Genomic DNA, 12,454 nt, shown 5'->3' with positions numbered 1-12,454 from the left:
GTGATCTCTATTTTATTGTTGAGGTTTAACAAATTGTGAATAGCTTTCTTCAGAAAAGCCTAATAATGCTTGTTTACCATCAATAAGCAATGGTCGTTTTAAAATTGATGGGTTGGCTAACATAATTTTAATTGCAGCATCTTGATTATCAATTTGATCGCGCAGTGCTTCATCCAGTTTACGCCAAGTTGTACCTCGAGTATTTAGTAAACTTTGCCAATCAACTAATTTTAATAAATCGTTTAATAGTTCTGCTGATAAACCATCAGTTTTATAATTATGAAATTGATAATTAATTTGATGCTCATCAAGCCAAGTAAATGCTTTTTTCATGGTATTACAATTTTTAATGCCATAAATAATATACATAGCTTTATTCCCAAATAAGAAATAGTAAAAATCGATTATAACAGTTAATCACAAAAGACAGCAAACAAGAGACGCGAGAGTTTAATTTAAAAACGGTTAACTTTTTAATCAAAAAAGTTGAGGAAAGGGGTTTTTATGGACGAATAATTGCCAATTTTTTATCTTTTTGAAGATGTTTTCATTTAATTTAAAACTTTTTCTTTAATCGACTAGATGTAGTATTGCCATTTTCAACTTACATATCTTAACAAAATGTACTTAGACAGTGTTTGCCAAATTAAGGGAACTTCTTTATAATTTTAAAGTTATTATTTTGTTTTTTAAATAAAACAAAAAGATATATTACAAAGGATTGAAAATATGTTAAAATACAGTTGTTTAGAGGCCAGCCAGCCAGCCAGCCAGCCAGCCAGCCAGCCAGCCAGCCAGCCAGCCAGCCAGCCAGCCATAATTTTCCATTTAGATTAGTACCCAAAATACACGCATTAAGCGTTATTTCTTTCCGATTACTTCTTAATTTAATTGATTACTTCTTTGTAAGATTATTCAATTCATTGTCGCAAATCGCTAGGTGTTTGCTTATTTTTTCAATGTATTTTATCTCACTACCCCTTAGTCAAGCATATGCTTTGTCGGCACATACAACTAATATTATCCGAGGTAATGCTCCCGAATTGGTTAATGCTAAAATAGCTGCAGATAAACATGGTTTTACAGTAAATGGTGTATTTTATAGTGAATCAACAGGCAATATAAGAGAAGGCGAAATAAAAGAGTTTGATGGCAATTTAACGTTTAATCATTTTGTTGTAAAGCTATTTAGTTATCAATCATTAGACAATCAAAAGAATTATCAAGATGTAGATGGAGATAATATCGATCCTATTCAACCGTTTTTGATGACAACAACTTATTGGCAATGGTTTGATGCGAATGGGGTTAAAATACCCGATAAAGATAAAAATAAGATAATTGGTTGTGGAAGTGGTTATCCAATGCCGTTAAGATTAGAGATAAGCAATCAAGCACAAGCCATTTCACAATATGGAATACCACGAGAAAGTGATTTCGTGACAATAAAGAAAGTATACCAAATTGCTGCAAAACCGCAAATTTGTTATGCCAAACCTAACTCAACTATTATATCACCAGAAATGCAATGGTTAACCAATAACCAAGATAATGATTTTAGTTTTGATAGCAATAAGAATTGGTGGAATATAAAAAAAGATTCTAAACCTCATGTAAGAAATGGTGGAGGATATACTAGTGATTATGTACCTGATTATGGATATAAGGTCACTAACACTTTAACTGGAAAATTATTTCCAACTAGTGGATTTCCCGGTGCAAAATTTCAGTTACTTATGAGCGGAGCGCAGCGTGATTATAGTTATAGTATAGTGGCTAATCCTGGAAATAATGTTTCAATTGATGCAATGGGTTTTATTACATTAAAAGATAAACCATTGGGAAAAGTTACGGTTAGAGCAACATATAAGAAAAACACTTCAATTAAACTTGACTATAGTTTTGATCCAAGAAGTAATTGGGTTATACCTTATAATTGGTCATATAATTGGACCAATGCGTCTAACTATTGTAGATTGCTAACTCGAAAAGAATTTACCAATTCACCTAGAAATCAAGCCCCACAAAATTGGTTATATGAATATAATGCATTTACTCGAGCCATTGATGGTACAATATTAGGTGAATGGGGACCAATAAGCCCAAAAAATTATCCTCAATCAAATTGGGCAGATCAATTATATTGGACTTCAGAATATTGGGGGGCTCTTTCTGGAGATAACTCAGCTCATTTTAGGATAGGTTTATATCTTGGCGACGTCGGAGTTGGAGTTGATACAAATGCACATTATGTTATTTGTAAAGGTTGATTTGCTGAAAGATCTTAGAGTTCATTAATTTGATGAAATTGGATATTGAGATAATACAAGAATATGAATGGAATTATTATTTAAGTAATTGGTAAAAGTTCTAATATGATAGGTTGTGTTAAATAGTTTTTTATTTGAAGCATCGAAGTATGGTGATAAATATTGGTAATAAAAATATAAATTGAAAAAAGTTATGTTTGAAATATTAACCATTAAAAAACATATAAAATAAATTTATTTATTAAAAATAATATGTTTAATGAATTCTGTTCGCAAGCGCAAAGCGCCCGCGAACAGTAATTTTTAGTACCGGCGAAGTAGCGCATAGCGATACACCGCCGAAAAATTTGAGTAAAAAACAGACATGTTTATAGAAGAAAAATTAATTATATCCCAACGACATAATTATTTAAGTTTAATTGAAGAAGGTATCTTTTTTAGAGCCTATAATCAATCAGCGTATATTTTAAGTCAATATTATCATCAAGAATTAAAAGTTATAACCAATATGGTTAAAAAACTTAATAATCAACAGATAGTTTTTTGTGCATTCCCTAAAATGCAAATTAAGCAGAGATTACCCCATGCAGTTAAAACAGAGTGGGGTTATGAATTAAAGGGAAATTTTGAATTATCTAATTATCAAGATTGGTTTGAGCAGATATTAAGTTTAGATTCAGATTCAAAATATATAAAAAATATTAACAAGAAAAATGTTAATCATGATGGAAATTCTCTAAAAAAACAAGAAAAAATATTACAGCGACAGTTAACTAGCGCGATGAATGATAGTTTGGCAAGCCCTATATTTTATAATATTCAGCTAACCCAACAACAATTGAAATTTTTACACAAATGGCAAAGAGGAAATTGTTTGCCAATTATCATGGAAAATTTTATAGAAAGTATCAAACAACAATTACAAAAAAATTAGTTTATAACTTTTATCAAAATTTTGCGGGATAAAGATTTTTGGGTTGAAAATTATCAATATTTAACAATATATTACTTATTATTATCACGAAATCAATTTTTTATTATCATTCAATTTATTCAAACAAAATCTTGTAAATTACCGATTTTTTAATTGTGATTATTGGTAACAAATTTTACAATAGAAGCTTCATTTATATGTTAGGTTTTATAAAATGTCTATTGCTGTTGTAGAAGTGAATTGTAAATCGATTATACATAATATTGAATTTTTTAGGGAAAAATCTCCCGATAGCACATTAATGGCTGTAGTCAAAGCAAATGCTTATGGTCACGGTATGGAAGATGTAGCTAAGTTAGTTGAGGATAGGGTTGACTGTTTTGGCGTTGCACGTATTTCTGAAGCGATAGCGTTACGTCAATCCGGTATTCGCAGTTCCATTGTACTTTTAGAAGGCTTTTTTCCTCACGATGATATTAATGATTTACTGGATTTCAATCTACAACCAGTCATTCATTCTAGTTGGCAAATTGATGCATTAAATACCATTCCGTTTGCAAATGAAATCACAGCTTGGTTCAAAATTGATACAGGTATGCATCGCTTAGGCTTTCATCTTGATGAGGCTGTAACAGAATTTAATCGATTAGCCAACTGTAATGTTATTCGTCAACCAATCAATATTATTAGCCATTTTAGTAGTGCTGATGAATTAAGTTCAACACAAACCAGTAAACAAATGGCTTTATTTGATGAGTTTATTCATTCTCTTGATGCGAATTTAGTGGGTAGCCAGCAATCAATAGCAGCATCAGGTGGTATACTCGCTTGGCCTAATTCTCATCGTAATATGATTCGACTTGGTATTGCTTTATATGGAGTTTCACCTTTTACTGAGCAAGTAATAGATCTTGAACCTGCTATGACACTTAAATCGGAATTAATCACGGTTCGTAAACACCTGAAAGGACAATCAGTTGGTTATGGACAAACCTGGACTAGTAAAAGTGATACCATTTTAGGGGTTGTGGCAATGGGATATGGTGATGGGTATCCTCGTGGTATTCCAGCAAATACACCGGTAAGTGTTAACGGGCGAACTGTACCTATTGTCGGTCGTGTCTCAATGGATATGATTGTGGTAGATTTAGGTCAAAATAGCCAAGACAAACCAGGTGATGAAGTTATTTTTTGGGGCAAAGAGTTACCCGTTGAACAAATTGCCAAGCACACAGGGATTAGTGCTTATGAGTTATTAACGCGCTTAACAGCTCGCGCAAAAATTCGTTATAAAGATTAAGTTATGATTAAAAAATTATTTGTATACACGTTTCTGGCGTTAGTTTTAATTGGTGGTGGTTCATTAGGTATTGGTTACTATTTTTTACAGCAATTTTCTCAACAACATATGAATATCACTACGGATAATCAAATGTTTGTATTAAAAAAAGGAACCTCATTACATCAATTAGTTGAGCAAGTAAAGAGTAGTAATTTGATGCAACAAGCTTACTTGCTCCCGTATTTATATAAACTCGATCCTTCGTTAAGCTCTATTAAAGCTGGTACTTATCAATTGCATCCTCATATGACAGTTGAAGAGTTTTTAAAATTACTTGTCTCTGGTAAAGAAAGTAGTTTTTATGTGCAATTTGTTGAAGGAAAGCGAGCAAAAGATTGGTTAAATGTGCTTAGTAACACGCCTTATATTCAGCAAACATTAACGGGTAAGTCTCATGATGAAATTGCCAAGTTGTTAGGCATTGATGGCCCATTAGAAGGTTGGTTATCACCTGATACTTATCAATATACAGCTGATAGTCTTGATATCAATATTTTGAAACGTGCATATTTAACTATGAAGACGAATCTACAAAAAGTATGGGACAATCGTGATAGTGATCTACCTTATAAATCCCCTTATGAATTGTTGATTATTGCTTCAATTATTGAAAAAGAGACTGGAATCAGTTCAGAACGAGCAAACGTTGCCTCTGTTTTTGTTAACCGCTTAAAAGCTAATATGAAGTTACAAACGGATCCAACCATTATTTACGGTTTGGGTGAGAATTATACAGGAACGATTAGGCGTATTGATTTGACTGATACTAATAATCCTTATAATACCTATGTAATTGAAGGCTTGCCACCGACACCGATTGCTATGCCTAGTTTGGCATCGCTTGAAGCGGCAGCTCATCCGGCAAAAACCAAATATCTGTTTTTTGTTGCTAATGGAACCGGTGGGCATACGTTCAGTAGCACCTATAGTAATCATCAACAAGCAGTGAATGAATATCGCCGACTTATGAATAATAATTAATTTATTTTATACTACAGCCACATTTTTGTGGCTGTTTTTTTAGCTAAAATACCCTCAATCACTCACTCTTTGGTTAGTTGATAATTCATCAAGTTGTTTTATCAATGCTAATAAGTCATTAACATCTATTTCTTGCTGTTTAAATGCTTCTTCAAAATAAGGATGAAGGGCAAATTTTGGTAATTCAGCATTAGCATCAATTAACGCTTGCATTCGAGGGATAAATATCCACTGTAACCATTCATAAGGTTGCATGGTATCAAGCGCAAATGGTTGTTCACTCAAGAACGCCTCTGCTACTGGTGGCGAAGGTTGCCAAAGTGTCAATCTTTGTAATTCATCTCTAATCAATCTTAATTGAGTAGTCATTAAATCTATTTGTTTATGATGATTAATTAGTGATCGATAATACTGCCAATCAAAATAAGGTCCTGGATCTGTTTTCCTTGTTGGGGCAATATCACTATGGCCAGTAATATGTTTAATTGGATAGGTTTGTTGTAGTAATTTGGTTACTATGGCTAGTTGTTGATATTGTATTTCGGTAAAGTTTTCAGTATCGCAACCTTCCATTTCAATACCAATTGAGAAATCATTACAATTTTCCTTGCCTGCAAAAATAGATTTGCCTGCATGCCAAGCCCGTTTATCAAAAGGGACAAATTGAATAATTTCACCATCACGTCTTATAAACAAATGGCTTGATACCTGTAATTGATAAATTTCAGCAAAATAGGGGTGAGCGTTTGGGTCTAATTTACCTGTAAAGAGTTGTTCAACATAAGGACCGCCATATTGCTTAGGTGGTAGGCTAATATTATGAATAACCAGTAATGAGATGGGTTGATCTTCTGGACGGTCATTATAATAAGGCGATTTTATTTGCTTAATATTTTTAATCCAACCATCAACAATTTTTAAAGGCATAATAGCTCCGATACATTTAGATTTGCTCTATATTTCGATCTGTTTCACAATTTTGATTACCACCATGATGATTGTGGTGATCATTTTGTATTTCAAGTTCTAAAATTCTCTCTGTATATTATTTCATTTTTTGAATTAGCTATAAAGTCACACTATCAAACAATTATTTGATTTGTGAGGCTATTATGCAATGCCAATCTGGATTTACTCTATTTGAATTAATGATCGCTATTGTCGTGATAGCAATTTTAACTGCTATCGGTTTACCTGCTTATCAAGGTTATATAAAAAAAGCAGCCTTAACCGATATGCTGCAATCAATGACTGCATATAAAACAGCAATTGAAATTTGCACTATAGAGCAAGGCGCTTTAAGCAAATGTAGCAGTGGTAATAACGGTGTACCAACGACGAGAACGACCAATTATGTGACGTCAATTAATGTCTCTAATGGGGTGATAACTTTAGTAGGTAAAAGCGCTTTATCAAGTTTAACAGTAACTTTAACACCTATTTTAAATGCTAAATTAGGTAATTTAGATTGGTCAAGAACATGTCAAACCAATCCACCAGATCCAACTTTAACTACAGCTTGTGAAGATATTTTTAAATTTTAATTGTGATTAATATTGCTAATAGGATAACCGCTATGCAAGAAGAGAATCTCGTCGAAAGCCTCGACAAATTATTGCTTTCAGCATTGGATAAGCGGGCATCTGATATTCATTTTGAGCCTTATCAACATTATTATCGAATTCGCATGAGAATTGATGGCGTTTTGCAAAATATGCTAACACCGTCGTTAATGTTAGCTAAACAGATTGCAGCTAGACTAAAGATTATGGCCAATTTAAATATTGCTCAACAACGGCTTCCGCAAGATGGTCAACTAGTGATCAATAATTATGCAATGCGTATAGCTACTTTGCCTGTCCTCAATGGTGAAAAGATTGTATTACGAGTTATGGATAATCATGACTCCGAACTGAGTATCGATGATTTAGGATTAACAGGGGAAGATCTATTAACCTTCAAGCAAATATTGGATTATCCGCAAGGCTTGATTTTGGTAACAGGGCCGACAGGCAGTGGCAAAACTATGACGTTATATAGTGCTTTAAAACGGTTAAATAAACCTAAATGTAATATTTGTAGTGTTGAAGATCCGATCGAAATTCCATTAGATGGTATTAATCAAACTGCAGTTAATCTTAAGGCTGGTTTAAGTTTTTCTGTGATATTACGAGCCTTTTTGCGTCAAGATCCTGATGTGATGATGATTGGTGAAATTCGTGATCCTGAAACAGCTGAGATTGCAATTCAAGCAGCGCAAACTGGGCATTTAGTGTTATCAACCCTACACACTAATTCTAGTATTGAGGCTATCATCCGTTTAAATCAAATGGGTATTAAAAATTACCTGTTATCATCCAGTTTAAAACTAGTCATTGCTCAACGATTAGTTCGTAAATTGTGCCAATATTGTAAAGTGGTAGCTAGTGAGCTTACATTGATAAATAACGAACCTTCACCACATTTTATCGCCATGGGCTGTGAAAAATGTGTGGGTGGTTATTTAGGGCGGATAGGCTTATATGAACTGTTAATTATCACACCACAAGTACAACAGCAGATTTTAACCAACCAACCGATTGTTTCAAAAAATATGGTAACACTTAGGCAAGTAGGTAATAAGCTTGTTCGACAAGGCATTACTACACTGGCGGAATTAAATCGTGTTTTAGGTAATAATTGAGTGATAGTTTGGAGATAATGCATGAAGCGACTCTATTATTGGTATGATATTAACTTTCATCAAAATAAGATTATTGCCATATCTAAGCAAGATGTGCGAAGAAAATTGTTATTAGAAGGCCAAATTGCGATTAAAATTAGTTCCGGTAACTTAATTACCTCACAAAGTTTTAAACTTAACGAACTGCTCATTATAACTAAACAGTTAGCCACAATGTTAAAAGCAGGATTATCAATTGTAGAGAGCTTACGATTACTGATTGATGAGCAACCTAAAGTGCAATGGCAATATCTGTTAACCGATATTAGTCAACAGATAACCAAAGGTGAATCATTATCGATTGCTTTAAAACAGCATCATTCAGTATTTTCGGAGCTTTATTGTGAAATTATTGCCATTGGTGAATTGACCGGAAGATTAGAAGAGAGTTTTGAACAATTAACCTGTCATCTTGAAAGATCATTATCAATACAAGATCAGATTAAGAAAGCGCTGCGTTATCCATTGTTTTTATTATTTGTATCGGTACTAGTGATTATGGTTATGATATTTATTGTATTACCAAAATTTGCCGATATTTATCAAAGTTTTGATGCCGAGTTACCTTATTTTACACAACTAGTGATTGATATAACCAATAATGTTAAACAAGAGGGATTATTTATACTATTAGCTATTACGTTATGTTATTTGTTTTTTTATTATGTTGTTATAGTACGTTATCAGCTTATTATAGATAAGTATAAACTGAAGCTTCCTTTAATTGGTCCAATAATCCAATCTCAATGTCTAATGCAAATTTTTCATACATTAGCAATAACTCAGCAAGTAGGTATCCCACTTTTGACAGGATTAACCGCCTCGTCTAAAACAATAAGTAATTTTTATTACCGTAATATCATCAACCAAATTATGACGGGGATTGAACAGGGGAATAGCTTTAGTCAAATGTTAGCTAGCTATCCCGCTTTACCGAAGCTTTGTGTGCAACTAGTTCATGCCGGTGAAGAGTCTGGTTCATTAGATATTATGTTGGATAATATTACTCTTTACTATCAACAACAAAATCAAACTTTAACTGACAATCTAGTCAAAGCATTTGAACCTTCATTAATGCTAATTTTAGCTACAATAATCGGCAGTTTGATTATTGCGATATATTTGCCAATATTCCAAATGGCGGACGTGATCAGTTAATGGCAATACTCTTTTTTTGCGTCGGACTTGCTATTGGTAGTTTTTTGCGAGTCGCTTATTATCGTTATTTACCTATGCAGTCTTTATATGAATATTTGTTAGCTATTACTATTCCTCGCTCCTCATGCCAGAATTGTCATCACAAACTTAGTGCTTGGCAGCTAATTCCTGTATTGTCATGGTTGATGTTAAAAAGACGTTGTTATTATTGTTACCATAAAATAGCCAATAGTTATGTTATTTTTGAGCTAACTATAGCAATATTATTTTTGCTGATTTATTTGGATAAGGGGCTAAATTTTAGATGTGCTTTACTTATGTTACTTGTCGTTATTTTTTTGTTGTTAGCACTAATTGATATTAACTACTTATTATTGCCAGATTTTTTAACTCAACCATTAATGTGGAGTGGATTGATAATAGCTTACTTTAATCTATCTTCACTTAATATCTATGATGCTCTAGTTGGTGTTTTGTTTGGCTATTTAATGCTCAAATTACCGGCAATCATCTTTTTTTGTATTACAAGTAAACAAGGATTAGGTGGTGGTGATATAAAGTTAATTGCTGCTTTAGGTGCGTGGTTGCCTTATCAGTTATTACCATTAATGTTAATCATCGCATCGACGCTGGCTATCATCTATTACGCTTTCTCAAAATATCTATTTAAAAAAAGTTATGAATTAATCGCTTTTGGTCCCTTTTTATTAATCTCAGGGTATTTTATTCTCTACTTAAATTGAACAATTTTTTTGTTTCTATCTTAAATGATTTTAAATAGTTATTTTCTTATTGGTTTGTGATTTTGTTGTCAAACTTTGCTTATAACTAAAAACGATAAGGTTAGTAAAAATGGTTATTTATATTCACTTTCAATAAACGTTATAGTGCAATTAACTCTTTCAGATTTGTAGTTAAGTGATTAATTAAGGAATGATCAATGACGAATATTATTGCTAATAGAATTAACGCATTAAAAGATGAAATGACTGAATGGCGTCATTATATTCATGCTCATCCAGAAACTGCTTTTGAAGAAAAACAAACTACCGAGTTTATTATCGAAAAATTAAAATCATTTGGTATTACTGAACTATATACAGATTTTGCGCCAACAGGAGTAGTAGGCATTATTCATGGTAAAAATGAAGGTCGAACTATTGCATTACGTGCCGATATAGATGCATTAGATATTATTGAAGAAAATGATATTGATTACTGTTCAACTATTCCAGGCAAAATGCATGCCTGCGGTCATGATGGCCATACGGCAACTTTATTAGGTGTAGCAAAATACTTAAGCATCCATCGAGATTTTTCTGGTACAGTTGTGGTTATTTTCCAGCCTGCTGAAGAAAACGAAGGTGGTGGCAGAGTTATGGTTGAAAATGGTTTATTTAATAAATTTCCTATTGAAGCTGTTTATGGTATGCATAATCAACCTAATCTAGCATTAAACCATTTTTTAATTAATCATGGTGCTGTGATGGCATCTTATGATGTTTTTGAAATCAAAATAACAGGGGTGGGTGCTCATGCTGCCGCACCACATTTAGGCAAAGAAACGATTTTAACTGCCACCACAATTGTGAATAGTTTACAGACGATTGTTAGTCGTAATCTCAATCCGATTGATTCATTGGTTATCAGTGTGACACAGATTCACAGCGGCGATACTTGGAATGTACTGCCACAACACGCAGTAATTCGTGGTACAGTTAGAGCATTAAGTGCTGCAGATCAAGATTTAGCAGAAGAGCGAATTAAACATATTTCGACAGGTATTGCTTTAACCTTCAATACCAAAGCGGAGATTGATTATCAGCGACGTTATCCAGCAACCATTAATCATGCTAAACAAGCTGATATTGCCGTTAAAGCTGCACAAAAAATTGTCGGTGATGATAAGATTATTGTGGATTCACCGCCAACAATGGGATCAGAAGATTTTGCCTTCATGTTGCAAAAAATACCTGGATCTTATATTAAAATTGGTGCAGGTGAAGGCACAAATGTTCATAATCCTTCATATAATTTTAATGATGAAATTCTGACAACTGGTGCGCGCTATTTTATCGAAATTGTTCAGCAAGAATTAGGACAGTAAATTTTAACCAGCTGGAATAGATTTATTCCAGCTTAATTAAAATTATTGGTTCTGAACCATTAGAAATTTAACAGACTATTTGGTTGACCCTTAACACGGAAGTTTGTTTCAATATCAATGCCATTGGCTAAAACGACTTGTACATAGATTTCATCATCTTCGCCAAGTTTTAATGCAGCTAATACTTGGCCACCTTCTCGCCAATTACCGTCAAGTTCATATTCAAGTTTGTCACCAATTATTGGCAAAGCCTTGCTTTTTCCAACTAACAGATAAAGTCCACGATTATTTGCGCCGCGAAATTGTGCTCTAGCTACCATCTCTTGTCCACAATAACAGCCTTTATCAAAACTGATAGCATTATAATGCTGTAAGTTACAAGCTTGTGGTAAAAGACTTTCAATATTTGGTTCATCAATAATCGCATAACCAGCTTCTAAATCAAGTTTTAACCAATGATCTGCAGTTTGTGAGTCGGTTGGTAATGGTTCATTCGAGACTTTTATCAGCCGCATTTCAGGTAATGGGATTTTGATATAAGTTATATCATCTTTGGTAATGCAACTATTGTCACCAAGCTCCGCAATAATTGATTGTTCAATGGCATTATTTTCTAAGCCAATTAGATTAAGATCTACAACGGGTTCAATTGTCACTTTTGAAAAAACGGCATATTTTTTTAGAGCAGCAATTTGTTTTTCAGCAACCGTCTTACGCACAATATAAAAAATATCTGCTCCTCGTTGAAATAATATTAAATTACTCCACATCCGTCCTTTTGCATCACAATGTGCTGCAAATAATGCTGTATGTTCATTAAGATGATTAATATCAGCAGTCACTTGTCCTTGTAAAAATGTACGATTGTCAGTACCTGATACTTTGACTAATTGCCAATCAGATAGGGAAGTTGGTTTACAATAAGAATTGTTCATTAAAA

The 12,454-nt window shown here is 33.2% G+C and carries 13 protein-coding genes; 9 read left to right on the top strand and 4 right to left on the bottom strand.

Annotation, left to right across the window (positions count from 1 at the left end):
- Nucleotides 1-12: 12 nt before the first annotated feature.
- Entirely contained in the window at nucleotides 13-369 is a 357-nt protein-coding gene (locus H3T54_RS06945; RefSeq protein ID WP_110448168.1) for an ArsC family reductase, read from the bottom strand.
- Nucleotides 370-689: 320 nt separating this feature from the next.
- Nucleotides 690-818 (bottom strand): hypothetical protein, encoded by a 129-nt coding sequence (locus H3T54_RS11975; RefSeq protein ID WP_255520629.1) that lies wholly within the window; start codon nucleotides 816-818, stop codon nucleotides 690-692.
- Between the two features lie 180 nt (nucleotides 819-998).
- Between H3T54_RS11975 and H3T54_RS06940 the strand changes: the two genes are divergently transcribed.
- The 4 genes from H3T54_RS06940 (at nucleotide 999) to mltG (ending at nucleotide 5,527) form a co-directional block, all read left to right on the top strand.
- Nucleotides 999-2,270, top strand: coding sequence for a hypothetical protein (locus H3T54_RS06940; protein WP_198221694.1), 1,272 nt, complete (start codon nucleotides 999-1,001; stop codon nucleotides 2,268-2,270).
- A gap of 364 nt (nucleotides 2,271-2,634) precedes the next feature.
- A complete protein-coding gene (locus tag H3T54_RS06935) occupies nucleotides 2,635-3,204 on the top strand; it encodes a hypothetical protein (protein ID WP_198221692.1) in 570 nt (189 codons plus the stop codon).
- Nucleotides 3,205-3,418: 214 nt separating this feature from the next.
- On the top strand, nucleotides 3,419-4,504 hold the full coding sequence (alr, locus tag H3T54_RS06930) for an alanine racemase (RefSeq protein WP_198221690.1): 1,086 nt from the start codon (nucleotides 3,419-3,421) through the stop codon (nucleotides 4,502-4,504).
- A gap of 3 nt (nucleotides 4,505-4,507) precedes the next feature.
- A complete protein-coding gene (gene mltG, locus H3T54_RS06925) occupies nucleotides 4,508-5,527 on the top strand; it encodes an endolytic transglycosylase MltG (protein ID WP_198221688.1) in 1,020 nt (339 codons plus the stop codon).
- A 54-nt stretch (nucleotides 5,528-5,581) separates the two neighbouring features.
- Here the strand turns inward: mltG and ampD are convergent, their stop codons facing one another.
- Nucleotides 5,582-6,454 carry a 1,6-anhydro-N-acetylmuramyl-L-alanine amidase AmpD gene (gene ampD, locus H3T54_RS06920; RefSeq protein ID WP_198221686.1) on the bottom strand — a complete coding sequence of 291 codons (873 nt, stop codon included), beginning with the start codon at nucleotides 6,452-6,454 and terminating at the stop codon, nucleotides 5,582-5,584.
- Between the two features lie 185 nt (nucleotides 6,455-6,639).
- Between ampD and ppdD the strand changes: the two genes are divergently transcribed.
- The 5 genes from ppdD to H3T54_RS06895 all read left to right on the top strand — a co-directional run bounded on the left by ppdD (nucleotide 6,640) and on the right by H3T54_RS06895 (nucleotide 11,514).
- Nucleotides 6,640-7,071, top strand: coding sequence for a prepilin peptidase-dependent pilin (gene ppdD / locus H3T54_RS06915; protein ID WP_198221684.1), 432 nt, complete (start codon nucleotides 6,640-6,642; stop codon nucleotides 7,069-7,071).
- Between the two features lie 32 nt (nucleotides 7,072-7,103).
- Nucleotides 7,104-8,210 carry an ATPase, T2SS/T4P/T4SS family gene (locus H3T54_RS06910; RefSeq protein WP_198221681.1) on the top strand — a complete coding sequence of 369 codons (1,107 nt, stop codon included), beginning with the start codon at nucleotides 7,104-7,106 and terminating at the stop codon, nucleotides 8,208-8,210.
- Nucleotides 8,211-8,231: 21 nt separating this feature from the next.
- Nucleotides 8,232-9,407: a type II secretion system F family protein gene (locus H3T54_RS06905; protein ID WP_198221679.1), complete on the top strand. Its 1,176-nt coding sequence runs from the start codon at nucleotides 8,232-8,234 to the stop codon at nucleotides 9,405-9,407.
- Nucleotides 9,407-10,150 (top strand): A24 family peptidase, encoded by a 744-nt coding sequence (locus tag H3T54_RS06900; RefSeq protein WP_198221677.1) that lies wholly within the window; start codon nucleotides 9,407-9,409, stop codon nucleotides 10,148-10,150. Before H3T54_RS06905 ends, H3T54_RS06900 begins: the two co-directional genes overlap by 1 nt.
- 197 nt (nucleotides 10,151-10,347) lie before the next feature.
- The gene (locus H3T54_RS06895; RefSeq protein ID WP_198221675.1) at nucleotides 10,348-11,514 is read left to right on the top strand and encodes a M20 aminoacylase family protein; all 1,167 of its coding nucleotides are present in this window, start codon (nucleotides 10,348-10,350) and stop codon (nucleotides 11,512-11,514) included.
- A gap of 59 nt (nucleotides 11,515-11,573) precedes the next feature.
- Here H3T54_RS06895 and ygfZ read toward each other — a convergent pair whose 3' ends face one another.
- Nucleotides 11,574-12,449 carry a tRNA-modifying protein YgfZ gene (ygfZ, locus tag H3T54_RS06890; protein WP_198221674.1) on the bottom strand — a complete coding sequence of 292 codons (876 nt, stop codon included), beginning with the start codon at nucleotides 12,447-12,449 and terminating at the stop codon, nucleotides 11,574-11,576.
- Between the last annotated feature and the right edge of the window lie 5 nt (nucleotides 12,450-12,454).

This window comes from Gilliamella sp. B14384G10 (genome assembly GCF_016101685.1).
Classification (GTDB): domain Bacteria; phylum Pseudomonadota; class Gammaproteobacteria; order Enterobacterales; family Orbaceae; genus Gilliamella; species Gilliamella apis_A.
The sequence above is the reverse complement of the archived record's forward strand: the minus strand, read 5'-3'. Positions and strand labels throughout refer to the sequence as shown.